Origin of the sequence: Paenibacillus albidus (assembly GCF_014644435.1) — a bacterium.
Classification (GTDB): domain Bacteria; phylum Bacillota; class Bacilli; order Paenibacillales; family Paenibacillaceae; genus Paenibacillus_AQ; species Paenibacillus_AQ albidus.
In genome coordinates, this window is the sequence record NZ_BMKR01000020.1 from 48,980 (window position 1) to 74,788 (window position 25,809).

The window sequence follows — 25,809 nt, forward strand, 5'->3', positions numbered from 1 at the left end:
GATGGGAATGGGTAGCACTAACAAAGAACAGCCCGAATTGGTCCGGAAAATGAAGAGCAGACATTTATTTATGATTTCCCTTGGCGGTGTGATTGGCACCGGACTTTTCTTAAGCTCCGGCTATACGATTAATCAGGCGGGCCCGGGTGGAGCCGTTTTAGCCTATTTAATCGGGGGACTGATTATGTATCTGGTCATGCTGTGCCTGGGTGAACTCAGCGTAGCGATGCCAGTCACGGGTTCTTTCCAATCCTATGCCACCAAGTATCTGGGGCCGGCGACAGGGTTTACGGTGGGCTGGTTGTACTGGCTCACCTGGGTAGTGACGGTAGGCTCGGAATTTACGGCTTCCGGCATTCTGATGCAGCGGTGGTTCCCCGATGTGTCGGTGTGGATCTGGAGCGCATTTTTTGCTGCGCTGCTGTTTATCTTTAATGCGGTGTCTGTCCGCTTTTTTGCGGAGTCGGAGTTCTGGTTCGCAGGGGTCAAAATTATTGTAATCATCCTGTTCATCCTTATTGGCGGCGGAGTTATCCTGGGTCTGATTCCGATGGAAGGCCGGGAGAACGCCGCTGTCCTGTCTAATTTCACCGGGGAGGGAGGATTGTTCCCGAACGGAATGCTTCCGGTCTTATTCGTGATGATTTCAGTGAACTTTGCCTTCTCCGGGACAGAGCTGATCGGCATTACGGCCGGGGAGAGCGAGAATCCGGACAAGGATATCCCCAAATCGATCAAAAATGTAGTTTGGCGCACCCTGCTGTTTTTTGTCGGAGCCATCTTTGTGCTGGCAGCACTTATTCCCTGGCAGAAAGCCGGTGTGATCGAGAGTCCGTTTGTGCATATTTTTGACCGGATCGGGATTCCTTACGCCGCAGACATCATGAATTTTGTCATTCTTACCGCACTGCTGTCGGTAGGCAATTCCGGTCTGTATGCTTCTACCCGTATGTTATGGTCACTTTCCAAGGAGAATATGATCAGTCCGGCACTCGGCAGAATTACAGCCCGGGGTGTACCGCTTAATGCGTTGATTGTCAGTATGCTGGTAGCTTGTCTGTCGCTGCTTTCCAGCGTAGTTGCGGCCGATACCGTATACATTGTGCTCATTGGCATCTCCGGGTTCGCCGTAGTCGCTGTGTGGATGTCGATTGCAGCTTCCCAGTTCATGTTCAGAAGGCATTATCTCAGAGCAAATGGCCGCCTTGAAGATTTGAAGTACAGGACGCCGCTGTATCCGTTTGTGCCCATCGCCGCGTTTATCTTATGTCTGATCTCTTGCATTGGACTCTATTTTGATCCCGCCCAACGTGTGGCGCTCTATTACGGAGTTCCTTTTGTCGCTGTCTGCTATGTGTATTATTATGTGAAAAATAGAAGGAAACGTCCGGTTCCAGGCGCTCAGCCTTAACCCTCTTCGGTTTTGGAGCAGGATACATGTTAGCGCCCAGTTACGGTTCCCCCGCGCCACACAACAAAAAAGATGCTCCAAAGTCGCTTACTTGACTTTGGAGCATCCTTTTCTGGTCCTTGCACAAGGGCTTGTCCCGCTTGTGGTTAAGCCCCGTTCCATTTCTGGTCACCCGTCAGGTATTTCTCGGTGAGAATGGAGAGGAGCTGGATGCCCACTTCATTCTCACCGCCTTCAGGGATGATCAAATCGGCGTATTTCTTGGAAGGCTCGATAAAGGCCTCATGCATCGGCTTGACCGTGGTTAAATATTGGTGGTGGATCGATTGGATCGTGCGCCCGCGTTCCTCAATATCCCGCAGGACCCGGCGGAGAATCCGCACATCGGGATCGGTGTCGACAAAAACTTTAATGTCGAGGATTTCCCGGAGCTTCTCATCGGACAGCACATGCAGGCCTTCCAGAATGACAATATTGTTCGGTACCAGCTCTTCTGTCAGGACAGTGGAACGGGCATGAACTGTGAAATCATAGACTGGAGCTTGTGCAGGCAAGCCCTGCTTCAGTTCCTTGAGGTGCTGAATTAACAGTTCATTGTCAAAAGCGAACGGATGATCATAATTAATCAACCCGCGTTCGGTAAAACTAAGATGAGAATGGTCTTTATAGTAGTTATCCTGGGATATGAAAGTCACTTTACCTGATCCAAGCCGGTCAATGACAGAGCGTGCTACCGTAGTCTTACCTGAACCGGTGCCGCCGGCGATACCAATAATGAGCATGGCGTTTCAATAAACCTCCTAAACGTTGCCGTTGCAATTCCAATATTGTAGCACAGCGCAGGTTTTTTTTCATCCCGCAACGGGTGTTCAAAGTTGGCAATTTTAGAAATTAATCTTGGATGACCTTGCCCTGTACTTCGCCGACACGAATCTCACCGTTCCCAGACTGGGAAATCTGCACATCCCCGGTGATATGATCGATGTCCAGTGTCCCGTCTCCAACTGCAATTACAGCCGAGCCGTTAACCTTGTCCACTGTGATTCCTCCGTTAAGATTATGGATGTTGAGGTCGGCCGTGAGGTTTCGCACCAGGATATCTCCATCCCTGTTATGGATCGTCAGTGGCCCTTTGGAGTCTATAATTTCCATATGCCCGTTCACATTGTTGATCTTGATGGAGGAATCCAGATCAGAGATCCGCAGCTTCCCGTCCTTGTGGGATTTCAGCTCCAGTCCCAGATGCCGGGGAATCTTGATCTCCATATCGACGGCAGCTACCCCCATGGCCCCGAACTGGGCTTGGAACGAGGCATCCAAATAAGCGGTTTGCTCCTCTTTCCGCAGCTCAAGCTTCGGCTCCTTCATCCGGAATCCCTGGGTCCGCACCGTGGCCGCAACTTCAATCCGCTCCGAATCGGTATATCCTGTAACTTCAATCTCTCCATTTTTGTTCTCAATCGTAAGCTGGGTCAGTCCACCCGCGTCCAATTCAAGGGATTGGGTTGCTGTTTTTTCTTCGCCCCCCGAACATGCAGTTACAAGCAGTACTATTGACACAATCAATGCATATTTGATGAATTTCATGAGGATACTCCTTTAAAATTATTATTTAAGTTACATCGCGTTTGACAAAGGCCGTGTAGGAGACCAAATGCATGACGGCGAGATGAATCAGGACAAAGACGAGCGCATAAGCCAGACTCACCTCTCCGACAGGCGGATCACCCCAAATGTAGGGGGTAAGGTCGGTGTGGGAAAAAACAAAATACCTGGTCCAGTCCCAGCCATTCATAGCTATAGCGATAACAAATCCGGCTACTGAAGCGAGCAGGGAAATGACAATGGAAAAGGTCGTGCTGCGAAAAGCGGCTGATATCATAAAAGCCAGGGTGACAGTCAGCACCATAAACGGCAGGTGGAACAGATAACTGCCAAGTAATGCCTGCAGCAGGGGGATCTCTCCTACGGCAGAATCACTTACATACAGATAGGAATGATCCAAACCGCCGAAGCCAAAGATCAGGCTGCCAAACAAAATGGATAACAGCAGACCAAGCAAGGCTAAAGCGAGTCCAAACAGGATGGAGGCGATATATTTGGCACAATAAATCTTGGTCCGGCTAGCCGACCGGGTCAATAACAGCTTGATGGTTCCCGATGCAAACTCGGCAGCGACAATTTCACCGGCAATGATGATGGCGATCAGTGAGATGGCGAAGACTACATTGCCCACCTGATCGACCGCAAAATTCCAGGCACTCTGCTGCGGGGGGATTCCATGGTCAAGATGATACTGGTTCAGCAAAAGTTGCTTCTCTGCTTGTCTAATCTCAATGTTCAGCGCATCGGGAGCGGATGTTTCCTCTGTAAGCCAACTGTTCTCCTGTTCCAACTGCGCCCGCCAATCCTCAGAGGCGGCAGGGCTGCCGGAGGTATGCAGGTTAATGATCTGGAGCAGGACGAACAAGGCCACTATGGCAATGAGAATCCAGGTACGTTTTCTTTTGTATATTTTCAGATTTTCATTTTGAATTAACAGATTCAATGAGGCTCCCCTCCCGTGATCTCGATGTACTTGTCTTCCAGCGTTCTTTTGATGGTAGTTACCCCATAGACACTAATGCCTGCATCCAGCAGCTTTTGACTGATTTCAGGAATCCGGTTCTTGGGAATTCGGACACGCAGCTGCTCCTGTTCTACATCAATTTGCTCGCCGGATAATAAGGACTGAAGCAGCTGAACCGCCAGATCGGGACGGTCAACTTCAAACCGCACCTGGGCATGCTCATCCTGAACCATATCGGAGACACGTTGGACGCCAACCAGCTTTCCTTTCTGCAGAATCGCTACCCGGTCACACATCATTTCCATTTCCGACATCAGGTGGCTGGAGATCACGATTCCCACATCCTGCTGCCGGGCCAGAAGCTTCAGATGTTCTCTAAGCTCGCGGATGCCTGCGGGGTCCAGGCCGTTGGTCGGTTCATCCAGCAGCAGCAGCAGCGGCTTATGCATTAGGGCAACAGCCAGGCCCAGGCGCTGCCGCATGCCCAGCGAGTAGGAGCTGACCTTGTCTCGGATGCTGTGCGCAAGCCCTACCCACTGCACGATTTCGTCGATTCTTTGCCGGGTCACTCCTTTGGACATTCTGGAGAACAGGATGAGATTGTCATAGCCGGAGAGATATTTGTATAAATCGGGCTGTTCCACAATTACCCCTACCTGGGCCATCGCCTGTTCAAAATGCTGGCTGGTATCCAAGCCATTGATCAGCACCTGCCCTTCCGATTTCGAGATTAGCCCGACCAGCATGCGGATGGTGGTGGTTTTTCCAGCTCCGTTTGGGCCCAGCAGGCCCAGAATCTCCCCTTTATCCATCTCCAGCGTTAAATGGTCTACCAGTATTTTTTTGCCGATCTTTTTGGTAAGATCCTGAATTTGCAGCAGCGGCAATGAGTAGCCCTCCCTTTTCCGATTGTGGTTTGTAAGATATAATTTTCCATATCTATCAGGTTCATTACATCCGCCACCAATGTAGCAGCGGTGCAGTCATAATGAACAGTGACACACTGTCACAAGCTTGATGTGACAAGGAATTCTGAGGGTCATACCGGGCACAGGTCCGGTCATATAGGGGAGTGGGGTTGCAGGAATGAAGGTCTTGAAGCAGCAATGGTCGTGGCAGGATTGGACAATACTCACCACACGAATCCTGTGGAGTGCATCGGTGCTCCTGTTGATGTACCGGGATCAACCGGATTTTCCTTTTTCGGTCGTGCTGGTGGTTCTTCTGCTTTGCAGTGGAGTTTCTTATGTATTGGTGCCCGGCCCTTACCCGCGGTATCTGGCTGTTGAAGTCTTGCTTACCGGAGGGCTGTGTCTTCTGTTTGTCCATCAGTATGGGTTGACCCGGTTGTTCCTTCCGGCTGTGTTTACGATTGCATTCTATAGCCGGGGGAAAGCCCATTATATTGCGCTGCCGCTCACCATGGCTGCGTATATGGTAAGCGCGGCAGATTCGGTAATGTTATCCTTATCGCACCCGCTTATTTGGCAAATAACGACAGACGCTCTGTTTGTATATGGAGTGGGGTTTGCGCTGCAAAAGGGAGCGGGAGCGATCAATGCAATCCGGCAAAAGCTTGCTTTGACGAAAGAACAATATGTTATTTTGCAACAGTATTCTTCCCAGATCGAACGCATGACTTTGCTGGAGGAGCGGTACCGTATGGCCCGGGAGATGCATGATACCATCGGGCATAGCTTCACTTCGATAATTCTGGGAATGGAGACTATGAAGCCGTACCTGAATTCCCAGCAAGGCGAGGTCAAGCTTCAGGGGATTCTGGAGCTGGCAAGAACAGGCCTGGAGGATATCCGCCGGCAAATTCATCAAATGGACCCGCTTGAGGAGGAATTGCCGCTGGACCGCGCTCTGATTCAGATTGTGGAGCAATTCCAGTCCAATACGGGGATTCGCGTTTTTTTTCGTACGATGGGGGAGCCTTACTCCGTGATGAAGCAGGCCAAGCATACCTTATACCGTTGTTTGCAGGAGGCTTTGACCAATGCCAGCCGGCACGGACAGGCCAGCTCCATCCAGGTCGTTCTGCAGTATGATCCGGTGCAGGTCATGCTGCAAATACAGGATAATGGAAGAGGCAGGGCGCAGTTTCAATATGGATTCGGCCTTACAGGCATGCAGGAGCGGCTGGCTTCACTGCAAGGAAAGCTCTACCTGGATTCACAGGAGGAGGACGGCACCCTGGTAACCTGCATCCTTCCAAATCAGGCCCATGAAGGCAGCCAGCAGATTCACATTCTGCTCGTGGATGATCAGCCCTTGATCCGTGAGAGTCTAAGGCTGCTGCTGGGGGAGGAGAAAGATTTCCACATTCGTGCCGCCGGAGACGGCCAACAAGCCCTGGAGATCTGCCGGGCCGATCCGCCCGATCTGATTCTAATGGATATTCATATGCCGGTGCTGGATGGGATGAGCGCCACCAAATTGATTAAGGAGTCCTGGCCGGAGATCCGTGTCATTATGATTACCACGATTGAGGACGTATCCTACGCTGCCGAGGCGCTTAGGCTGGGGGCGGAGGGCTACCTGCTCAAATCGATTCATCCGAAGGAGCTGGCGGCTACAATCCGTCTGGTCAACGGGGGCGGGACCATGATTTCCCAAGATGTGGCCGGGCATCTGTTCCATGATCAAAAGCTGAACGTGCCGCATAATCCTTATGATCTTACAGAGCGGGAGCTGGATGTTCTTCAAGGGCTGTCCCAAGGACATCGCAATAAGACGATTGCCCAGAATCTGCATCTTTCGGAAGGAACCATTAGAAATTATATTTCTTCGATTTATTTAAAGCTGCAGGTCGGAAGCCGCGAGGAAGCGGTGGAGAAGATCATAGAGGAGCGGTTAATCCCGTAACATCCGAGTGTGGGCAACTCCTAATTGTAATGAGCTGCAATTAGGAGTTGCATTTCTGAGTAGAGAGGTTTATACTCCATTTATATAGTGATTGACCAATAACCAACTGAAATTTGTTGGATAAGGAGGCTGCCATGGCCAGACCGTCAAGTCCCAACCGGGGCAAAGGAGAAGAAGCAACCGCTGTGAACCGCCGGGAGCAGATTTTGGAGGCAGCTGTTGCTGTTTTTGCGGAACATGGGTATTACCGGGCAACCACCGCACAGGTGGCTGAACAGGTTGGAATCTCCCAGCCTTATGTGTTCAAGATTTTTAAGAATAAAGAAGAGTTATTTGTGGCTGCTCTTGGGCGGGCCTTTGACCGGATCGTCCGTGCGTTTGAAGGGCTTGAGACGGCAGGGGATCAGGTACTCAGGGAGGCCATCCAGGTGTACGAGCAATTGATGGAGACGCACCCGAATGAGATTATATTGCAGGTGCAGGCCTTAGGGATTCGGGATGAAGCCATTCGCGGAGCTATGCAGGATGGAATGCGCAAGGTCACGGGTCTTGTCGAAGGCAAGTTCACTGCTGCCGGACTGGATCATCCGGAAGTGCTGGTCAGCACATTTATGGCGAACGGCATGCTTTGCAACATTGCGATGTCACTTGAAATGCCTGAGCTGAAGCCGAAACATTTGGAACAAGAGTAGATCTGGGGGCTATGCCCTTGGATTATTCCGATTCATAAGTAGTGACTAATCAATAACTAAATCCGAGGAGGAATAAATGATGTTAAACAAAGCGTTGGTACTTGGTGCAACGGGCGGTACAGGAACGGTCATTATTGCGGAGCTTTTAAAAAGAGGCGTTGAAACGGTAGCCTTTGGGCGGTCTATGAACAAGCTGGAACAGCTGGCAGGAGTACTCGGCAACCCAACGGGCTTGCAACTCCGGACTGGTGATGTGTTCAATTCAAATGATGTTTATGAAGCGGCGCAGGGGGTGGACGTTATTTTTCATAGTGCTTCCATTCCTTATCATGAAATGAGTACGAAGCTGCTGCCCATGGGAGAGGCGGTAATGCAGGCGGCGAACAAACGCGGGGTGAAGGTTGTTGCTGTGGATGGCATTTATCCTTATGGGAAAAGAACGGATGAGCAGCCGATTGACGAGAATTATCCGAAACATCCGCATACCCGTAAGGGAAAAGTGAAGCTGGAGTTTGAGCGCATGTTCTTCAGTCCAGGCCCGAACCAGGTTAAAGGTATGATCGTACGGCTGCCTGATTATTATGGGCCTACAGCAAATGAAGCCTCTTACCTAGGCTCCACCCTGGCTTCGATTGCCTCCGGCAAACCGGGTATGTTCATCGGCAACATGACGGTTCCGCGCGAATATGTCTATCTTCCGGATGCGGCGGTAATGATGGTTGAGCTCGCGGGCAGGGAAGAAGCTTACGGGCAGAACTGGAACATTCCGGGTGCAGGTGTGATCTCGGGCCGGGACATTGTGCGAATCGCCCGCAAGGCCAGCGGAACCTCCAAAGCAGTGCTCCCAGTCGGTGCCGTCGGATTATCCATCCTGGGGGTGTTTATTCCGGTGATGAAAGAAATCGTTGAAATGCTCTATTTAACCAAGGAACCGCTTAGATTAAGCGGCAGGAAGTATGAACGTCTGATCGGGCCCATCCCGTCCACTTCGTTTGAGGAAGGGATCACAGCCACAATTCATTCGCTGATGAGCCGATAACGGGCAGTTTGGTGTTGTCTCTGGAATTATGATACTATTTAGTCCTATATAGAATGAGGAAGTGAACTTTAATGATCAGCATTACCATTCCAACACCGGATGTTACGATTACCAAGCAGGACAATCCTGTGCTCAGCAATATTTATGGATTTACGGACTTCCACCTGATTACCCGGGACAAGGGCGGAATCTTTATGTTCTACAATGACAAGGATGAGCTTTTGTTCGTGGGTAAAGCACGCAAGCTGCGACCGCGCATCAAGAAACACTTCGAAGATACCGTCTCTGTTATCAAGGATCACCGTGATGAAGTCACCAAGATCGAGGTGTGCATCGTGGATGATGCGGTCGACAGAGAAATATATGAGACGTATATTGTGAATACGCTCAGAGCCAAATACAACGTAGACAAAGTACTCTACAAATAATTTGGATGAATTGAACCGCCCCCAACCCGGGGGCGGTTTTTTGTGTGCTGTGCATGATTGACACAAAGATTAAAGTGGAATAATATATCAAATGAAACTATATATCATAATTTACGTTACTATGCGATTACGGGAGTGAAAAAGATGGCAGAAATGATTAAGGGGTTCGCCGAGCTGGAGCCTGAGCTTTGGGTAGGGGCAGGGGGGAAGGGGATGATGTTGTCCCGGATGTTTCAAGCAGGTTACCCTGTACCTGATGGGTTTATTGTCATGCCTTCCTCGTTTGAAGGAGATCAATTAAGGAAAGCGGCCTGGGAGCAGTGCGTGGAGCGATTGAACCGGCTCCGAGAGCTCCGGCCGGATGCGTCCTTTGCCGTCCGGTCCTCCGCCTTGAGCGAAGACTCGGCGGCAGCTTCTTTTGCCGGGGAGTTTGATACGGTGCTGAATGTGCGGACAGATGAAGAGATTCGGGAGGCTTTATTTACAGTTCTTCATTCCAAATATGCCAAAAGAGTGCAGGTATACAGCGCTGTTCAAGGCGTGGATTCAGCGCATCAGCTTGCAGTTGTCGTCCAATTGATGGTGCCATCCGAGATTTCAGGCGTGCTGTTTACAGCTGATCCCATTACGGGAAGCCGTATGGCGATGCCCGGAAATTATGTCCATGGATTGGGCGAACAGCTCGTCTCGGGTGAGAGTAACGCCTATTCGTTCACCCTCTCCAGAAAGGGGAGGGAATATGAGGGACCACGTGAATTTAAGCGGTATGCGGGCCGGTTGGCATTGTATGGGGCCAGACTTGAGCGGGAGCTGGGCGTTCCCCAGGATATCGAATGGGCTGTTGCCGCGGGCAAGATTTATCTTTTGCAGACCAGGCCCATTACAACCTTAACTCCGGGCAATCGCGATACCTTTGCCATAAACGACTCCTTGACCGGGGATTATCTCTGGACCAATAATAATGTAGGCGAATCGATATCCGATGTATTCACCCCTTTGAGCTGGTCCGTTCTCCGGGCTTTGGATGAAGAGCATAACGTCATACCGGGGCAGTATATTTTTTCCGGAAATATTTGTGGAAGAGTGTATGCTAATGTTAGTCTGTCGGTATCCCTGTTCTCGTCATTGGGGCTGAACATAAAGCCTATATTGCGAAAAATGAGCCGTGTGTTTGGAGAAATACCGGAAGGGATGAGTGTGCCTGTGCATCCGTTCTCCAAGCGTGAACTGGTCAAGACAGTTCTGCCCAAAATCATATACAGCATGAAGCGGGTCAATGAGGCGGTCCGGAATTCTCCTCGGCATTTGAAGGAGTCACCACAGTGGTGCAGAGAAATGACGGCTATGCTGCAGGAAGCCCAGACCAGGGATGAATTGCTGCGTTTGTGGAACAGTGAACTGTGGCCGCATAATGTAAAGGCCATGTGGTCCGGGCTTGAAGCCCATGCCGCCAAGATGCAGAAAATGGAGAAACTGCTCGGCAAGCTGACCCTCTTGGTTGGAGAGGAGGATGCGAATATACTCCTTTCGAGCGCCGGGAACGGTTCAAAGCTGGCGAGCTTGGGGCCGCTGACGGGAATCTCAAGGGTGGTCAAGGGAGAACTTAGCCGCAAGGAGTATACTGAGAAGTACGGACACCGCGGCCCGCATGAGTTCGAGTTATCCATTCCCGATCCGGGAGAAGACGAGGCATGGCTGGAGCAGCATATCGCCGAATATCACAAGGCACCGCTGGATGTGGAAGAGCTATTGCGACAACAACGGATACGGGCCGAAGAGGCCTCGGCCAGACTGGAACGCAATTACCCGCAAAAAGTGAAACGGCTATCCAGGCAAATCGCAGCATGTACGGAAGGCCCGCGTCTGCGGGAGGCGGTTCGTTCAGAATGGACAAGAACTTTTCGGGTAAACCGTGTGTTTGCATTAAAGGCCGGTGAACTTGCGGGTATCGGTGATGATATATTTTTTCTGTACCTTGATGAAATTCTGGATTGGCTTGCCGGAGGCGAATTGTCTGCTGTAAGATTTATTTCGGAGCGAAAAGAAATGTATCTCAAATATCAATCCCTGCCGCCGTTGCCCTCGATGATCCGCGGCCGGTTCGATCCATGGATCTGGCAGAAGGATCCCCACCGGAGACTGGATTATTATGATGCCTCCATACCCATTGAACGCCCGGACACCGAAAGCCTGAGAGGTTTTGCCGGAGCTGCCGGGCGTATTGAAGGGCAGGTACGCGTTCTGAGCCGTCCAGAGGATGGTGATCAGCTGTTGGCCGGTGAAATTCTGGTGGCTGCGACGACCAATGTGGGCTGGACTCCGCTTTTTCCAAGGGCTGCAGCTATTATTACTGATATTGGTGCTCCACTCTCACATGCTGCCATTGTCGCCCGGGAATTGGGGATTCCGGCTGTTGTCGGGTGCGGCACCGCAACCACAAGGCTGAAGACTGGAGACCGCGTGGTCGTGGACGGTGGGCAAGGCCTTATACAAATCATTAGTTAAATTCACAGGATGGGAAGTGGCTGAATGTTTTCGGGAGATACACGGAAGATGGGGCTTCGGGAACGTAAAAAGGCCAAGACTATGGCGTTGGTTCAAAAACACGCCCTGCGCCTCTTTCGCGAACAGGGTTATAAAGCGACTACCGTGGAGCAGATCGCCGAGGCTGCGGAAATTTCCTACAGTACCTTTTTTCGCTATTTTGCCGGCAAGGAAGAAGTTTTGATCCGCGATAACTATGATCCGCTGCTGATCAGCACGTTCGAGGCGGAGCCGCTTGGCTTAAGCCCGCTTCAGGCGCTGAAGGATGCCATGCTGTCCGAAATCACCAAACTGTCGGATGAAGAGCTGGAAACGATGCGTGAACGCAATCAATTAATCTATTCGATTCCGGAATTGAGATCGGCAATGTTAAAGAATATGACCGGAATGACGCAGCTGCTTGCGGAGCTGTTAGCCTCTCGTACCGGCCGGGAAAAGAATGATTTCGTTGTGCAGACGCTGGCAGGTGCGGTCGTAGGTGTGAATATCTCGGTTATGCTTCATTATGCAGAGCACCTGGACGCTGATTTTGGCACATTGCTGGGTGAGGCGCTGGACATGCTGGAACAAGGGTTTCCTCTTTAGCTGGCGGTTTAGAACCGGGTATGGACACTCTTTTCCAGATTGCGGATGACTTGGTCACTGATAAGGTGGCCCGGGACGCGGCTGATAGCGTACAGAACAGAACCTGCAGCCGGAGAGAAGCGGGGCGTCGCCAATTTGAAGCTTTTGTGATTGCCGGAGGCCAGCAGCTCAACGCCTCCACCTGATCCTCTTCCGAGTCAGCAATCCCGGCAGCTACTCCCCGAACCTGATCCGCAGATTCCTTCAAGATCACTAACCATCACCCGGGTGTGGGTGCCTCCGCCATCAATGCCGGGTGACAATGTCCTGATTGTTGCCCACTTGTTCCTAGGTTACATAGTTTTGTGAGTACAAGTTATGACTTAAGCTCCGCGTCTCCCCATGGCTTCGATTTTGCTCAACCACTTTTCGCGCACCTCGGGCTTTGAGGTCTTTACTGTGCCGATCTGGGTTATGCGTACTGGCTTGATTCCGCAGAAATTCAGAATGGCCTGCTTCATAATCCGGTGGCCTGCACCGCGAAGCACCAGCCGGTAGTACCAGCCCGGAGCATCCATCGTAACGAGCAGTCGAGCGGTTTTCCCGGTTAACAACTTCTCGGTCATGACGGAGTTTGGCTTGGTTTTATAAGCGAACCCCGGAAGAAGCACCCGGTCAAAGAAGCCCTTTAGAATGGCGGGCATCGTTCCCCACCAGGTAGGATAGACAAAGACCAGATGATCTGCCCAGCGGATGGTTTCTTGTGCGGCCAGCAAGTCCGGCTCAAGCTCGGTACGTTTGGTATATCCATATTTAAGATTGGGCTCGAAACTAATCTCGCTAAGGTCAATGGTGCGGACGGTGGCACCGCTGGCGACGGCCCCTTTCGTGTAGGCTGCGGCTAAGGAGTTACAATAACTTTTGGCATAGGGGTGACCGATGATGACAGCAATATTCTTCTTCATTTCTTATCCTCCAGTGGTAAAATAGGTATACTGTAATTCTATAGTTAAGAGCGGGTTCTACCTATGATGGAAGACGCAAAAAACATGTTCATTTATGCAAAGGAGGGAGTCGGCCATGGATAGACAGGGAGTATCAGTGTCTCTGCTGTTTCCCGTAATGAAGACGATAGGGCGGCTTGGTTATGACTGGGATGCCTTCTGCCGGTACGCCGGAATCGATCCCGACCTGTTCCATAATGCTGAAGCCCGAATTGCAGAGCCGGAATTTGAACGTATGACAAAGGCGGCTGCATTGTACACAGGTGACGAGCTGTTTGGATTGCATCAAGGACAGCATATGAGCATTTCGGATTTGGGTGTGCTGGGTTATGTGATGCTGCATTCGCAGACACTTGGGCAGGCGTTAGCCGCTTATCAGAAATACAATTTTATTGTCTGCAGCGGCTTCAACGCCAAGCTGGAGATACAGGGAGAAGACGCAGTGATTTCCCTGTTCATCAATGATTCGCCTGCCCTTCCAAGCAGGCACTGCATGGAGGATATGACGGCTTCATTTTACCAGATGCTGCTAGGGTTGAGCCGCCGCTCCATCCCCCTTAAGGCGGTGCAATTCATGCATGACCAGCCGCCCGGGATAGCGGAGGAGTATGTGAGAGGTTTTGGCGTCACACCGCAGTTCAACCAAAAGGCCAACACGTTAACGGTTGCTAAAGAGGTTATGGAGTATCCGGTGCTGGGTGCAGACCGGCGGCTGCTGGGGATATTCGAAGGGATTGCCGAAGAGGTAAGGATGAAGCTTACCCAAGGTTCGGTGTTAACGGGTGAATTGTACAAGTGGATTATTGACTGCATGCCGACCTATTTTCCGGCGTTGCAGGATGCCGCGCGGCATATGCATCTCAGTGTGCGAACGCTGCAGGCCCGGCTGAAGGCGGAGAATACCTCGTACAACCGTTTGGCGAATGAAGTCCGCAAGGAGCTGGCCATTCATTACTTGGCGAAGCCGGAGTATACCATCGCCGAGATTGCCTATCTGTTGCATTTCTCGGAGCCAAGCGCTTTCCAGTCCGCATTCCGCAAATGGACAGGAGCCGCCCCCGGTGAGTACAGGCATCGTATAGAAGTGCTGAAGTGAGCAGGGGCTTAATTTTCCTATGGATGCATGAATTGGGCTGAATCGTCCACAATAACACAGGATGAACAATTCATGCTTGAAGGAGAATGTATGTATGGCAAGATTCGTAAAAATAATGTTGATCTGCATGTTCCTCACCTCAGGGTTGACGCCGGTCCGTGCTGAGGCCGCAGTAGACAAACAGGTAAAGATGCAGAAAAAATGCCTAAGCCCGGCTATGGCCCAGCTTCAAGCCGACTTAAAGAAAGCTCTGGATTGACCATGTATTCTGGACGAGAGGTTACATCGTAAGTGCGGTAGCAGGTCTGGAGGACCAGGAGGAAGTGCTGGCCAGGCTGCTGAAGAATCAGCAGGATATCGGCGATGCCATTAAGCCTTATTATGGTGAAGCGGCAGGCAATAAGCTGACCGAGCTGCTGCGTGAGCATATCCTGATTGCCGGAAAAGTGGTTGAAGCTGCGAAGGCCGGCAATTCACTTGAGCTGGACAAAGCCAACAAAGCATGGCACCGCAATGCCGATGATATTGCGTTATTCCTCAGCAAAGCCAATCCGAACTGGCCCAATCAGGCGCTGAAGGACTTGCTGTACACCCATCTGCAAGTGCTCACTGAGGCAGCCACGGCCCGGATCGCAAAGAACTGGGAAGCGGAAATCGCCGCCACCGATAAAGGGGAAGACCATATCATCAAGCTTGCGGATACCCTAAGCACAGGGATTATCAAGCAATTCCCTGATAAATTCTAAAGACCGCAATACAAACGGGGGTGTCCCAAACGCCATGTGCGCTAGGGACACCCCCGTTTCGGTTGAACCGCCGACGAACAGAACGGCAGCGAGCGGTGTGAACACGATGGATATAAGCCCATTTCTAACCTGTAAACTTCGCCATCGCGCCGTAACTCCCCTTGTTTTAATAAAAAAAATTTGAGACAATAAGTAAGCATTGTTCCCATAACGTATGCAGGGTAGAATAGAACTGAACGTTAACGTCTTGAAAAGAGGATAAGGAATGAATAAATCATCCATTTATGGATTAACTTTTGAACAATTGACGTCATGGCTGTCCGAACACGGGCATAAGAAATTCCGGGCCACCCAGGTCTGGGACTATCTGTACCGGAAGCGGATTACCGATTTCGCGGAAATGACTGATGTGAATACAGATTGTGTACAGCTGCTCGCGGAGCATTATGTGATTCAGACGATGGAGGAGCATGTGAAGCAGGAATCTGCAGATGGTACTCTCAAGTTCTTATTTCGGCTGGCCGACGGCAATCTGATTGAGACGGTGCTGATGAAGCAGAAATACGGCTTGTCCGTATGTGTGACCACTCAGGTAGGGTGTAATATCGGCTGCAGCTTCTGCGCCAGCGGCCTGCTCGCCAAAAGCCGCGATCTGTCCAGCGGAGAGATTGTGGAGCAGATTATGAAGGTTCAGCAGCATTTGGATACGGCGAACCGGGAGCAGAAAGTCAGCCACGTAGTGGTGATGGGGATTGGCGAGCCGTTTGACAACTTTGCGAACCTGCTCGATTTCCTGGCAATTATCAAGGACCACAAAGGGCTGGCCATTGCGGGCAAAGGGATTACGGTATCGACCAGCGGACTGGCAGGCAAAATCAAGGAGTTCGCGGATGCGAACACTCAGGTGAACCTGGCGATTTCTCTCCATGCGCCGAATAATGAGCTGCGCACGCAGATTATGAAGATCAATAAGGCTATTCCGATTGAGAAGCTGATGTTGGCCATTGATTATTATCTGGAGCGGACCAACCGCAGAATCACCCTGGAGTATATCCTGATGAAGGATGTCAATGACCGACGGGAGCATGCGCTGGAGCTGGCGGAATTGATCGCGGACCGGCGGCAGCTTGTGAATGTGAACCTGATTCCTTACAATCCGGTGGATGAGCACAGCCAATACCAGCGGAGTGAGCGGGAGACGGTGCGGGCATTCTTTGACACCTTGAAGAAACAAGGTGTCAGCGTAAGCACCCGCCTCGAGCATGGCGTGGACATTGACGCCGCCTGCGGACAGCTGCGCAGCAAGCAGATCAAGAAGGCAAAAGACACGGTCGCGGCAGGGTAGGATTCGAATATCAACGGTTACCGTCCGGTTATGGGCGGTGGCCTTTTTTGTGATACAATATCTTGGCAGTCATTAGGAAATGAGGTCGAAGAAGCGATGCTGACAATCAAAGGCCACAGTGTGGAGATTCTAAAGGACCCTTTCGGTATTCTTACCGGCAAGCGGTATGAGTTCCTCGTCAATCTGGACGTTCCGGAGGAGGATGAGCTATATACAGACAACGGGGTGTCTGCCCGTGTCATTGTCAAAGCGGAGGAAGAGGCGGTAAGTATCGTCAGCTGCGATTTGCAGGAGACGACTACCGGACGGATTCTGGAGTTTGATATGGAAGATGACGAAGAAGCCGAGCTGCTCCAGTTCTGCAAAGAACATTTGCCGGAATAAGCAGAAGGCTATAAGGCAAGATGAAGAGCCCCAGGCAGCGCCTGCGGCTTTTTTGAAATATAAGGATTTATATGTTTACGCCATAAATCAGTCTTATATTTCTACGAGAAACGGATACCCTCCTCTTCCAGAGGACGGCGAAGCCGTTTCTTCTTGGCATGGGACAGAGTGTCTCATTCCTTTACAGACAGCTTTCCACGTAATAGTGGATTTGCTTGTTCCACCAAGGCCAGTCATGATCGGCGTCATGTCCCCAGTATTCAATCCGGGCCGGAATCTGTTTATACATCAGCAGCTCCTGAAGCAGACGGGTCTCATGCAGCATTTCATCTTCGAACGCGCCTTGTCCGCAGCAGACAATAATCCGGCTGTTCCTGTATTGGTTCAGGTAACCCGCATCCTCAAGCTGCGGCAAGTAGTGGAGGGGCGAGTTATAATAAATGTTCCCGTCCAAATGATCTCCAAAGAAATATTGGGTCGAGTAGACCCCGCTCAGGGCAATCAAGGTATCGAAGAAATGCGGATAGCGGAAAAAGAAATTGGCGCTGTAATAAGCTCCCATGGAGCACCCGGAGATCAGAATCTTCTGCTCGGCCCCGCCATTGTTCCCCTTGCTCTGATGAAGAATGCCGGGAATCAACTCCCGGGTGATATATTTGTCATATTGCTCGTGCCGGTTGATCCGCTCCTCTCTATTCCAGTGGGCAGAGAAAAAGGTCTCCCCATCGATGCTGTCGCAGGCCCAAATTTGCAGCTTTCCCGCATCAATGAATTCGTGCAGCGTCTCAATCATTCCCGAGTCCTCAAATTGATAGAAACGTCCGAGTGAAGTCGGGAAGACCAGCATCGGCTTGCCGGCGTGACCATAGATCTTATATTCCATCTCCCGGTTCAGGAAAGAACTGTATTCCTTATGGTAGCTTATCCTCATCCCTTAAACACACCCTATTCCTCTTCTAGTTGAATATAATTCACGATATCCCTGACCTCATCCAGCTCCCGCGCGCGGAATTGATAGGCGCTGTTCCCCATGGCTCTGCTGAAAACTTCTTCAATGGCGTTGTAATTCACGATCTGGCCGCCGTAGGTACTCAGGATATCCTCATGGCTATGGGCATAAAGCTTGTGCTGCTTGCGGCTGGCATATCCCGTATAATATTGGCCTGTGTAAGGGCCTCCGACTTCATGATGAACAATCATGCGCGCCCATTCATGGTAAATATCCACGTTATAAGAGAAGTTGATCGCGTCTGTCATCCAGGCTCCGGGTGGCCGCATGTTCACTTCGAGTGCGATGATCCGCCCATCCTTATGCGATTTGAACAATTCAATATGGAAAAAGCGTTCTCTGATGTCAAATGCCTTCAGAATACTTCTTCCGGCCTGCTCCACCTCCGGGCTGATGTCCCGCAGGCAGAAATAATAGAGGTGGTTGTCCGTATTCACGACATCCATGACACTTTGCTCGAACCGGTGGCTGGCCGCGAACCGGACTTCACCGTCGATATCGACCAGGCCGTCGTAGGTGAGAATGATCCCGTCGATGAACTCCTCGATAATAAAGGAGACGCCGTCCGGCTTGGTCGCAAAAAAATGATCCAGCTCTTCCGGGCTGCTGATCTTATAGGTCATGCTGGCTCCCGAGCCGAGGTCCGGCTTAACCACCAGCGGGAAACCTGCGCTGCGGATGAACTCGTCGATGCTGTCCCGCGTGGTCCCGGTCGAGAATTGTACGGTGCTCACACCGCTTTTACGAAAAAACTCCTTCATCTTGGACTTCTGCTTCAGATTATAGACAAAATCCGTCTTGGTGCCATAGATATTGAAATCGGTCCGTACCCGCGCGTCCTGTTCCAGCCAGTATTCGTTCAGCGACTCGAACCGGTCGATTTTGCCGTATTTATGGGTGAAGAACCCGACCGCTCTAAGGATTTCATCGTAGTTCTCCAGATCCTGAATCTTGTAATACTCCGTCAGCGAAGCTTTGAGCTTGTCTGCAAGATCGGCGTATTCCGCATCTCCGATCCCAAGCACCGTTGCTCCCTGTTCGTGCAGATGGTAACAAAATTCAGCGCTGTTCTTAGGGAAATGCGGGGAAAAGAAAATAAAGTTCAACCGTAACACCCCTTAGGCTCAAAGTTTAATTCCGAGTTAAATTGTATGATTAATAATGTTAAACTCAATCTATCAGTTTCATTCAGATTCGTCAACAGCCCCCTCCCGGGTATGTGGAGGGGGCTGTGCTAAGGTTTAACGCTGCAGGATGAGCTTATAATCCTTCTCCAGATAACTATGGATACGCTTGAAATCGGCTGGATTCAAATCAACCAAACGTTTGTTTTTCTCCCGGCCAAGAATAATGCCTATGGTCTGGGCAGCCAAAGCAGTAGTTGGCATAATGCGGGCACTGCCATAAGCTTTGATGCCCGCACCAACATTTTTACCCACCACCAGCACGTTGTCATAGGACTGTAACTCAAAAGAGCGGAGCGGCAAGCCATACCGGTCAGGTTTGCCGAACCCTACCCCTGTAGGTATAGTTTTGGTTCCTTGCAGGTCAATGGAATACCCGCCTATGCTCACGTTATCCCAGAACATTCTGCTATTCTGCAGGTCCGGATAATCGAGCACATATTTGGTCTCATAACGATTATAATCACGAATATATAAATAGTCTGGGAAGCCGTTAAGCTGTGCTTTGGCAAAGCCGGGAATATTTTTTTGTAAAAAACTCAGAATATAAGGAGCCTCAGCACGGCCCTTGGCAACTGCGTTCTGAACTGAGCTGGAGTCCGCCGGATTAACGTCATACAGCAGCAAGGCGTTAATAATGGCTTGTCCATCCTTCTGGTACGTTACATTCAGGCCCCTCAGTTTGAGCAAGTTGCTGTGCGGCGTGTACTTAGCTGTGACATTGCTGAAGCCGGTGGCAAAATGCCAGTCTACATATGTATTTGGTCCATATTTTTGGGCTACATTCGTTAATGGATAATCATTAAGAATAGCCTGATGAAGTTTGGCCCATTCAACATTTTTGAATTTCAGCATATAAGTGGCTGCCATATAATCAGCCTGCTTGCTGTTGTAAAGGCTCTCCATTCCTGGAATCCGCTTGACATTAAGCTTGGCGGTCAAAGCGTTGAAATCCGTGTTTTCAACCCAGTATTTGGACTGAGCTATATATTTAGTCCCGTCTTTAAGATGGTAAGACAGGGATTGCAGCGATTTGCCTTTAGTTAGGGACATGGTTTGCACGGAGTCGATAACGATGCCGCTCTTTATCGGGATGCCTTGTAATAGTTTATTAAAGTAATTGTCGAAGTCGGAAGAGGTACGAATGGACCCTGACTTATAGCTGGAGAACAGAGTCTTCATCTCGCCCTGAATGAGGCTGCGCTTGCTGTTGTCTTTCACATCATCCAATACAATCATTTGGCCTTGAATCAATTCGCCGCCCGGTTTGCTGCGGGGATCCAGAATAAGTACATTCAGTCCAAGCTTACGTGCTTCTTTGGCTAACAGTACTCCTTGAATCTCACTGCCGATGACAACCACATCGTAACGGTTCGAGATTACTGCAGGTGAAGTGTTAGACTTTGCAGTTACCGTGTGCGAACTTAAGCCGAGCGCTTGCAGCATTAAAGTAATGATTAGGATACTTGTTAAACCGCGAATCATTTTTTTCTTCGTTACCATTGTTGTTCACTATTCCCCTTACTGTAGTCAGAATAAAAGCATATAACAATATTCTACACTAAATGGTCATTTTTGCCTTTCCTTTATCTTTTAACTTGTTGTAAGTATCGATTTCAGTAATTTGCACTTCGGGGGTTAGATCGTTTTAGCTTACAAGTCGCATGTTTCCCTGTAATGGGTTAAAATATAATAAAGCAAGCCGAATAGGAGTTGTAATTATGTCCAACGAAGAAGTGTTTTTGACCAAAGAGGGATTGGCCAAGTTAGAGGAAGAGCTGAAGGAACTGAAGACCGAGGGGCGCAAGGAACTGGCTGCCCGGCTTAAATTGGCGATCAGCTACGGCGACTTGAAGGAGAACAGTGAATACCATTCGGCTAAAGATGACCAATCATTCATGGAGACCCGGATTATGATTCTGGAGAAAATGCTGACCAAAGCACGGATCGTGGATGAGAGTACGATGAATCTGTCCTCCGTCAGCGTGGGGTCGATTGTGGTCCTGAATGATATCGAATATTCCGAGAAAATCGAGTATAGAGTCGTGGGTCCTGCCGAGGCAGACGTATTGGATAACAAGGTCTCGTACGAGAGCCCGCTCGGCAAAGAGCTGATCGGCAAAAAAGTCGGCGATATCATCAGTGTTAATGCACCGATGGGTGTTATTAAGTATGAGCTGCTGGAAATTAAAATGATGTAGTACAGCGGTGGTAAAATAAGTGTTAGAGCAGCAGGTACTGTCTGTAAGGGACGGTGCCTTTTTTGTGTTCATGGCTGGCACTAACCCATTACATAGCCAGTGTCTATCAAGCTTATTGCTTCCAAATCTTAGACGGGACCCCAGCTGTGCCGTATAGTGAAAAGTAACTATAGAACAGAGGAGTCCTGTTTGTGATTCAAAGTGTATTATCGACATTGTATGAGGTGATTGTCCCACTCTCCATTCCGGTGATTGCTGGGGCGCTGCTGGGGCGGTTCAAGAATCTTGATACCAAACCGCTGCTGGTGCTGTATCTGTATTTTCTGAGTCCGGCCATTATTCTCGATACGCTCGCTTCGGCTGATATTTCTTTTGACGATGTTTATAAGACGTTGGCCTTTTCCTTAATCAACCTGTTGTTCTTATGGGCTTTGGCAAATGGGCTCGGTCGAATCCTCAAGCTGGCTCCCCCCGAAGCCGCCGGGCTGACACTGGTGTCGACGTTTACGAACAGCGTCAATTATGGGCTCCCGCTGGTGCTGCTGGCTTTTGGGCAGCTGGGGCTGGACAAGGCTTCTGTCTATGTCATTGGCCAGATGGTCATTGTGAATACGATAGGGGTATATTTTGCCGCAAGGTCCCAATTTTCAGGTAGGTGCGGCAATCAAGTCCGTGTTCTCGCTGCCGGCCATTTACGCAGCTATTCTGGCGCTGCTCCTGCGGGCTTTTGGGCTGCATTTGCCTACGGAAGTAGCCTCGGGTGTGTCGATGGTGGCAGGGGCCTATTCTCCGGTGGTGCTGGCCATCCTGGGCGCACAGATGGTCAAAGTAGGAGTGGCGGGGATAGAGCGCAAGGTGGAAATGGCCTTTTGGACTGGAATTAGCGTCAGGCTTGTGTTGGCACCGCTTGTAGCTTGGCTGGTACTCTGGCTATTGCAGATCCGGGGCCCGTTGTTCCCGGTGCTGCTGATTCTGGCCTCCATGCCGGTGGCGGTCAATTCAGTGGTCCTTGCGGAGCGGTTTCAAGCTTCTCCGGCCTTGGTCTCGCGGTGTATCTTATGGACAACACTCGCCTCCTTTGTGGTGTTGCCTGTCTTGATTGTCCTGGTGAACGGTGCTTGATCCAGGATGAATACCTGATGCTAACAAGCCCCTTCATTCCGTATGGAGTGAAAGGGGCTGTGGTGCTGGAGCTCTGCTTTAGAAATCAAAGTTGTCCGGGTCCGGTCCGATCCGCTTATTCTGGTTTAAGCCGTTAATCAGCGCTACATCCTCTGCGCTCAGCTCAAAATCAAACACGGACGCATTCTCGATAATCCGGTGTTCTTTGGTAGACTTCGGAATGGTCACGATGCCGCGCTGCAGGTCCCAGCGCAGAATCACTTGGGCCACCGACTTGCTGTGTTTGGCAGCGATGTTCTGGAGGACAGGATGCTCCAGCAGCTGACCTTGCATCAGTGGAGACCAGGCTTCAAGCTGGATGCCCTGCTCCTGGCAGAAGTCGAGCAGATCCTGCTGGATCAGGTGCGGATGGAGCTCGACCTGGTTGACCATCGGCTTGATCTCACCACCGTTCATCACGTCCTCCAGATGATGAATCTGGAAGTTGCTGACGCCGATAGCTTTCACACGGCCTTCCTTATACAAAGTCTCCATTGCTCTCCAGGCTTCGTTATATTTACCTGCCTTTGGCCAGTGGATCAGGTACAGATCCAGGTACTCCAGGCCAAGCTTGGCCAGACTGGTCTCATAGGCAGCCAGGGTAGATTCATAGCCCAAATCGGCGTTCCACACTTTTGAAGTGATAAAAAGCTCCTCACGGGTCAGGTTGTTCTCGTCCAGTGCTTCGCGAATGGCCTGTCCAACCCCTCCTTCGTTCTGGTAGATGGCCGCAGTATCAATACTGCGGTAACCATGGGCAATCGCGGCTTTGACCGCCTGCACCAGTTCCGCGCCTTCTTCCACTTGAAATACGCCCAGTCCAAGCCAAGGCATCTTCACCCCGTTATGCAAAACAGTTGTATCTTGTAAATGCTGTATCATTACTTAATACCTCCTAAATTAATATAAAATTGTACAATGTAGTTATCCTTGAATGCCGGTTGTCAGCGGAACGGCTTCCGCCCCGGGCATATGCTCATCTCGTTTCTCCAAAGCCCGGCTCCACACGGTCAGAACCACGGCTCCAAGTACCATTAACGCTCCTACCCATGCAGTGTGGATTAGCCCCAGGGAATCGGTGACGACACCGCCAAGGTAAGCTCCAATCGCAATACCTGCATTAAAAGCGGCGATATTAACCGCCGAAGCGACATCTCTGGCAGCCGGTGCATACCGGTCAGCAAGCATAACAACATACACCTGCAGTCCGGGAACGCTCATAAAGGCGAGCAGCCCCATAAAAAAGATCGTAATCAAAGCCGCAGTTTTGAAAGGGGCCGTAAAGGCCAGCACAAGCAGCACAACCGCTTGCAGTACAAACATATACATCAAGGCGGTCATAGGCTTCTTGTTGGCGGCTTTGCCCCCAATCATGTTGCCGATGGCAATGGCGATGCCGTAGACCAGCAGGATGACGGCAACGGTCTGCTCCTTAAAGCCGGTTATCTCATGCAGCAGGGGGGATAAATAAGTAAAGACTACAAAAGTCCCCCCATATCCCAAAGCGGTAATCGCAAAAGCCAGCAGCAGGCGGCCATGGGTTACAAGCTTTAGCTGCTCCCGCACCGGCGTCCGCAATCCGGTCTTCAGGCCGGAAGGCACCAGCATCAGGTTGGCAATCAGCGCCACAATGCCGATCCCGACGATGGCTATAAAGGCGGCACGCCACCCAAGCTGTTGGCCCAGGAATGTGCCCAGCGGGACGCCGGTAACGGTGGCTACTGTAAGTCCGGTGAACATTATTGAGATAGCGCTGGCTCTGCGGTTCTCGGGTACCAGATCGGCTGCGATGGTAGAGGCAATCGACATGAACAGCCCATGCGAGAGGGCGGAAACGACCCGCGCAATCAGCAGGACGGCTACCCCATCCGATAAAGCGGCAAGACTGTTGCCGGCTATGAACACAATCATAATGGCCAGCAGCAGCGTTTTCCGGGAGACAGCCGTGGTCAGCGACGTTAAGACAGGCGCTCCAAAAGTTACACCAAGCGCATATAAAGTGACGGTTAATCCGGCAGTTGTCACGGATATGTTCAGGTCATCAGCGATGAGCGGCAGCAGGCCTACACTGATAAACTCGGTTGTTCCTATGGCAAAGGCACTGATGGCCAGGGCCAGCAAGGCCCAGGTACTGCGTTGTTGATTCAAGGACATTGTTCCCACTCCTACACTCTAGTAATCACCGGCCGGTAAGTGCTATTATGAGTTAATACAGACTATTAGAACAGTACGTACTTTAAAGTGCTATAGGTACCAAAAAGTACCCATAACCGGAAAGAAGGATAATCTGATGTCCAAAAAATATAATATTTCTGTGGAAGCTACCCTGGAGGTTATCGGGGGAAAATGGAAGTGCGTGATTCTTTGTCATTTAACCCACGGCAAGATGCGGACCAGTGATCTGAAGCGCAACATGCCCTGCATCACCCAAAAGATGCTGACCCAGCAGCTGCGGGAATTGGAGCAGGACGGGATCGTCAACCGGATCAGTTATAATCAGGTACCGCCCAAAGTAGAGTATGAACTCAGTGAGTATGGGAATAGTCTAAGGCCTATCCTGGACTCTTTGTGTGCTTGGGGAGAAAGTCATATTATTAAAGAATATGGCGATAAATTTGCCGTTCTGGAGGATAATGTGCTCAACAAGAAGCCGGAGCCAGAGCCGGCGAGCGTCGATTAAGGAATGAGGGGGCTTGTCCTGAACATTGCTAAGCTGGATGAGAAGGACAACTTCCATGGCGCTGAATAATAATAAGTCTATCAACAAAAATAGCCATCCCTTTAAACAGGGGTGGCTGTTTTGGCGGGTGTGTTTCTGCCGGGATCCCTGATCGTAGATCCGAGGAGTTTCCACCTGGCGGGTGTTACTGGCGGGCCTTGCTGCGAGGGCGTCTTTTGGTGGGACGCCGGCTGGCCCCTGCTTTGTTCAAGGCATGACCGCCCGCTCCTCCGCCAACGGCCTGCTGCTGCCGGGTACCGGGACTTTCGATAGCAGAGTTGGTTCCGCTTGTACTATAGGTTCCCCCGCCGCTGGCTACTTGTGTCGCAGAAGCATTCTGATTGCGCCGCGAAAGCTTGACGGTCTGATTGTTGATCACAACCACAACTTCCTTGCCGCAGGAGTATAGCAATGGTGTTTTTGACTTTCCGCGTGGTCTGCCCCCTTTCCCCAGCCCCTTATTCTTGGCATCTCCTCCGGCCCCGACACTTTGCTGCTGGCGGGTATAAGGGGAAGCAACCGCTGCGTTGCTGCCGCTGGCACTGCTTCGTCCCGCCCCGCTTGCGAGCTGAGTTGTATTGGGTGCATTGGTGAATTGGTTGTTAATAACAAACACCAGCCGGTCCACTCCCGCCAGCGGTGTATTGGTGATAATACGGCGTTTTCCCTTTTTGATGATGACAATGATCCGATCTTTTGCTGTCGTCACATCATTCGCCCCTCTTTCGCTTAAGTACCTTACCATTAATGCAATACGCAGCGAAAAGTGAGGGAAACGGGCACCAGTACCCGAAAATGAGCGTAAACCCAAGGCCGACATCAGCCGGACCATTATGGTTAAA

At 50.7% G+C, this 25,809-nt stretch carries 24 protein-coding genes and 2 pseudogenes; 15 read left to right on the forward strand and 11 right to left on the reverse strand.

Features of this window, described 5'->3' with window-relative positions; genetic code table 11:
- Positions 1-7 precede the first annotated feature (7 nt).
- Positions 8-1,411, forward strand: a complete 1,404-nt coding sequence (locus IEY53_RS20955) for an amino acid permease (protein WP_189028453.1) — start codon at positions 8-10, stop codon at positions 1,409-1,411.
- 146 nt (positions 1,412-1,557) lie between these two features.
- Here the strand turns inward: IEY53_RS20955 and udk are convergent, their stop codons facing one another.
- From udk to IEY53_RS20975, 4 genes are all read right to left on the reverse strand, one after another.
- Positions 1,558-2,193, reverse strand: coding sequence for a uridine kinase (gene udk / locus IEY53_RS20960; RefSeq protein ID WP_189028455.1), 636 nt, complete (start codon positions 2,191-2,193; stop codon positions 1,558-1,560).
- A gap of 109 nt (positions 2,194-2,302) precedes the next feature.
- A complete protein-coding gene (locus IEY53_RS20965; protein WP_189028457.1) occupies positions 2,303-2,998 on the reverse strand; it encodes a DUF4097 family beta strand repeat-containing protein in 696 nt (231 codons plus the stop codon).
- Between the two features lie 25 nt (positions 2,999-3,023).
- Positions 3,024-3,959: an ABC transporter permease gene (locus IEY53_RS20970; protein WP_189028459.1), complete on the reverse strand. Its 936-nt coding sequence runs from the start codon at positions 3,957-3,959 to the stop codon at positions 3,024-3,026.
- On the reverse strand, positions 3,956-4,867 hold the full coding sequence (locus IEY53_RS20975) for an ABC transporter ATP-binding protein (protein ID WP_189028461.1): 912 nt from the start codon (positions 4,865-4,867) through the stop codon (positions 3,956-3,958). Before IEY53_RS20975 ends, IEY53_RS20970 begins: the two co-directional genes overlap by 4 nt.
- A gap of 199 nt (positions 4,868-5,066) precedes the next feature.
- Here IEY53_RS20975 and IEY53_RS20980 point away from each other — a divergent pair, with 199 nt between their 5' ends.
- From IEY53_RS20980 to IEY53_RS21010, 7 genes are all read left to right on the forward strand, one after another.
- Positions 5,067-6,851, forward strand: coding sequence for a helix-turn-helix transcriptional regulator (locus IEY53_RS20980; RefSeq protein WP_189028463.1), 1,785 nt, complete (start codon positions 5,067-5,069; stop codon positions 6,849-6,851).
- A 134-nt stretch (positions 6,852-6,985) separates the two neighbouring features.
- Positions 6,986-7,543 (forward strand): TetR/AcrR family transcriptional regulator, encoded by a 558-nt coding sequence (locus IEY53_RS20985; RefSeq protein WP_189028465.1) that lies wholly within the window; start codon positions 6,986-6,988, stop codon positions 7,541-7,543.
- A 76-nt stretch (positions 7,544-7,619) separates the two neighbouring features.
- A complete protein-coding gene (locus IEY53_RS20990) occupies positions 7,620-8,582 on the forward strand; it encodes an NAD-dependent epimerase/dehydratase family protein (protein WP_189028467.1) in 963 nt (320 codons plus the stop codon).
- A gap of 71 nt (positions 8,583-8,653) precedes the next feature.
- Positions 8,654-9,010, forward strand: a complete 357-nt coding sequence (locus tag IEY53_RS20995) for a nucleotide excision repair endonuclease (protein WP_189028469.1) — start codon at positions 8,654-8,656, stop codon at positions 9,008-9,010.
- A gap of 144 nt (positions 9,011-9,154) precedes the next feature.
- Positions 9,155-11,515 carry a PEP/pyruvate-binding domain-containing protein gene (locus IEY53_RS21000; RefSeq protein ID WP_189028471.1) on the forward strand — a complete coding sequence of 787 codons (2,361 nt, stop codon included), beginning with the start codon at positions 9,155-9,157 and terminating at the stop codon, positions 11,513-11,515.
- Between the two features lie 24 nt (positions 11,516-11,539).
- Positions 11,540-12,139 carry an acyl-CoA-like ligand-binding transcription factor gene (locus tag IEY53_RS21005; protein ID WP_229696265.1) on the forward strand — a complete coding sequence of 200 codons (600 nt, stop codon included), beginning with the start codon at positions 11,540-11,542 and terminating at the stop codon, positions 12,137-12,139.
- Positions 12,140-12,159: 20 nt separating this feature from the next.
- On the forward strand, positions 12,160-12,324 hold the full coding sequence (locus tag IEY53_RS21010; RefSeq protein ID WP_189028472.1) for a hypothetical protein: 165 nt from the start codon (positions 12,160-12,162) through the stop codon (positions 12,322-12,324).
- Between the two features lie 177 nt (positions 12,325-12,501).
- Here the strand turns inward: IEY53_RS21010 and IEY53_RS21015 are convergent, their stop codons facing one another.
- Positions 12,502-13,083, reverse strand: a complete 582-nt coding sequence (locus IEY53_RS21015; protein WP_189028474.1) for an NAD(P)H-dependent oxidoreductase — start codon at positions 13,081-13,083, stop codon at positions 12,502-12,504.
- Positions 13,084-13,198: 115 nt separating this feature from the next.
- Between IEY53_RS21015 and IEY53_RS21020 the strand changes: the two genes are divergently transcribed.
- From IEY53_RS21020 to IEY53_RS21035, 4 genes and pseudogenes are all read left to right on the forward strand, one after another.
- The gene (locus tag IEY53_RS21020) at positions 13,199-14,218 is read left to right on the forward strand and encodes an AraC family transcriptional regulator (protein ID WP_189028476.1); all 1,020 of its coding nucleotides are present in this window, start codon (positions 13,199-13,201) and stop codon (positions 14,216-14,218) included.
- 94 nt (positions 14,219-14,312) lie between these two features.
- Positions 14,313-14,964, forward strand: a pseudogene (locus tag IEY53_RS21025) (glycosyltransferase).
- Between the two features lie 265 nt (positions 14,965-15,229).
- Positions 15,230-16,309 carry a dual-specificity RNA methyltransferase RlmN gene (gene rlmN, locus IEY53_RS21030; RefSeq protein ID WP_189028478.1) on the forward strand — a complete coding sequence of 360 codons (1,080 nt, stop codon included), beginning with the start codon at positions 15,230-15,232 and terminating at the stop codon, positions 16,307-16,309.
- A gap of 96 nt (positions 16,310-16,405) precedes the next feature.
- Positions 16,406-16,693, forward strand: a complete 288-nt coding sequence (locus IEY53_RS21035; RefSeq protein ID WP_189028480.1) for a DUF6509 family protein — start codon at positions 16,406-16,408, stop codon at positions 16,691-16,693.
- Between the two features lie 181 nt (positions 16,694-16,874).
- Here the strand turns inward: IEY53_RS21035 and IEY53_RS21040 are convergent, their stop codons facing one another.
- The 3 genes from IEY53_RS21040 to IEY53_RS21050 all read right to left on the reverse strand — a co-directional run bounded on the left by IEY53_RS21040 (position 16,875) and on the right by IEY53_RS21050 (position 20,389).
- Positions 16,875-17,624, reverse strand: a complete 750-nt coding sequence (locus tag IEY53_RS21040) for an esterase family protein (RefSeq protein WP_189028482.1) — start codon at positions 17,622-17,624, stop codon at positions 16,875-16,877.
- 14 nt (positions 17,625-17,638) lie between these two features.
- Positions 17,639-18,808, reverse strand: coding sequence for an ATP-grasp domain-containing protein (locus IEY53_RS21045; RefSeq protein WP_189028484.1), 1,170 nt, complete (start codon positions 18,806-18,808; stop codon positions 17,639-17,641).
- Between the two features lie 135 nt (positions 18,809-18,943).
- Complete coding sequence (locus tag IEY53_RS21050; protein WP_189028486.1) at positions 18,944-20,389, reverse strand: FAD-dependent oxidoreductase; 1,446 nt, start codon at positions 20,387-20,389, stop codon at positions 18,944-18,946.
- Between the two features lie 218 nt (positions 20,390-20,607).
- Here IEY53_RS21050 and greA point away from each other — a divergent pair, with 218 nt between their 5' ends.
- Positions 20,608-21,087, forward strand: a complete 480-nt coding sequence (greA, locus tag IEY53_RS21055; protein ID WP_189028488.1) for a transcription elongation factor GreA — start codon at positions 20,608-20,610, stop codon at positions 21,085-21,087.
- Positions 21,088-21,278: 191 nt separating this feature from the next.
- Positions 21,279-22,209 (forward strand): annotated as a pseudogene (locus IEY53_RS21060) (AEC family transporter).
- Between the two features lie 78 nt (positions 22,210-22,287).
- Here the strand turns inward: IEY53_RS21060 and IEY53_RS21065 are convergent.
- Both IEY53_RS21065 and IEY53_RS21070 read right to left on the reverse strand, forming a co-directional pair.
- Entirely contained in the window at positions 22,288-23,130 is an 843-nt protein-coding gene (locus IEY53_RS21065) for an aldo/keto reductase (RefSeq protein ID WP_189028490.1), read from the reverse strand.
- Between the two features lie 42 nt (positions 23,131-23,172).
- Positions 23,173-24,402: an MFS transporter gene (locus IEY53_RS21070; RefSeq protein ID WP_189028491.1), complete on the reverse strand. Its 1,230-nt coding sequence runs from the start codon at positions 24,400-24,402 to the stop codon at positions 23,173-23,175.
- Between the two features lie 136 nt (positions 24,403-24,538).
- Here IEY53_RS21070 and IEY53_RS21075 point away from each other — a divergent pair, with 136 nt between their 5' ends.
- Positions 24,539-24,928 carry a winged helix-turn-helix transcriptional regulator gene (locus tag IEY53_RS21075; protein ID WP_189028493.1) on the forward strand — a complete coding sequence of 130 codons (390 nt, stop codon included), beginning with the start codon at positions 24,539-24,541 and terminating at the stop codon, positions 24,926-24,928.
- A 184-nt stretch (positions 24,929-25,112) separates the two neighbouring features.
- On the opposite strand, the gene IEY53_RS21080 is transcribed toward IEY53_RS21075, so the two are convergent.
- Positions 25,113-25,676 (reverse strand): hypothetical protein, encoded by a 564-nt coding sequence (locus IEY53_RS21080; RefSeq protein WP_229696266.1) that lies wholly within the window; start codon positions 25,674-25,676, stop codon positions 25,113-25,115.
- Positions 25,677-25,809: the final 133 nt, after the last annotated feature.

Bases quoted from the DNA above. Each gene is read 5' to 3' on its own strand.
- IEY53_RS20985 (WP_189028465.1), top strand. From the start codon at position 6,986: ATGGCCAGACCGTCAAGTCCCAACCGGGGCAAAGGAGAAGAAGCAACC.
- IEY53_RS21040 (WP_189028482.1), bottom strand. From the start codon at position 17,624: ATGAGGATAAGCTACCATAAGGAATACAGTTCTTTCCTGAACCGGGAG.
- IEY53_RS21010 (WP_189028472.1), top strand. From the start codon at position 12,160: ATGGACACTCTTTTCCAGATTGCGGATGACTTGGTCACTGATAAGGTG.
- IEY53_RS20980 (WP_189028463.1), top strand. From the start codon at position 5,067: ATGAAGGTCTTGAAGCAGCAATGGTCGTGGCAGGATTGGACAATACTC.
- IEY53_RS21075 (WP_189028493.1), top strand. From the start codon at position 24,539: ATGTCCAAAAAATATAATATTTCTGTGGAAGCTACCCTGGAGGTTATC.
- rlmN (WP_189028478.1), top strand. From the start codon at position 15,230: ATGAATAAATCATCCATTTATGGATTAACTTTTGAACAATTGACGTCA.
- IEY53_RS21070 (WP_189028491.1), bottom strand. From the start codon at position 24,402: ATGTCCTTGAATCAACAACGCAGTACCTGGGCCTTGCTGGCCCTGGCC.
- IEY53_RS21020 (WP_189028476.1), top strand. From the start codon at position 13,199: ATGGATAGACAGGGAGTATCAGTGTCTCTGCTGTTTCCCGTAATGAAG.
- IEY53_RS21005 (WP_229696265.1), top strand. From the start codon at position 11,540: ATGTTTTCGGGAGATACACGGAAGATGGGGCTTCGGGAACGTAAAAAG.
- IEY53_RS20955 (WP_189028453.1), top strand. From the start codon at position 8: ATGGGTAGCACTAACAAAGAACAGCCCGAATTGGTCCGGAAAATGAAG.
- IEY53_RS20990 (WP_189028467.1), top strand. From the start codon at position 7,620: ATGATGTTAAACAAAGCGTTGGTACTTGGTGCAACGGGCGGTACAGGA.
- IEY53_RS20995 (WP_189028469.1), top strand. From the start codon at position 8,654: ATGATCAGCATTACCATTCCAACACCGGATGTTACGATTACCAAGCAG.
- IEY53_RS21000 (WP_189028471.1), top strand. From the start codon at position 9,155: ATGGCAGAAATGATTAAGGGGTTCGCCGAGCTGGAGCCTGAGCTTTGG.
- greA (WP_189028488.1), top strand. From the start codon at position 20,608: ATGTCCAACGAAGAAGTGTTTTTGACCAAAGAGGGATTGGCCAAGTTA.
- udk (WP_189028455.1), bottom strand. From the start codon at position 2,193: ATGCTCATTATTGGTATCGCCGGCGGCACCGGTTCAGGTAAGACTACG.
- IEY53_RS20965 (WP_189028457.1), bottom strand. From the start codon at position 2,998: ATGAAATTCATCAAATATGCATTGATTGTGTCAATAGTACTGCTTGTA.
- IEY53_RS21050 (WP_189028486.1), bottom strand. From the start codon at position 20,389: ATGGTAACGAAGAAAAAAATGATTCGCGGTTTAACAAGTATCCTAATC.
- IEY53_RS21065 (WP_189028490.1), bottom strand. From the start codon at position 23,130: ATGATACAGCATTTACAAGATACAACTGTTTTGCATAACGGGGTGAAG.
- IEY53_RS21035 (WP_189028480.1), top strand. From the start codon at position 16,406: ATGCTGACAATCAAAGGCCACAGTGTGGAGATTCTAAAGGACCCTTTC.
- IEY53_RS21015 (WP_189028474.1), bottom strand. From the start codon at position 13,083: ATGAAGAAGAATATTGCTGTCATCATCGGTCACCCCTATGCCAAAAGT.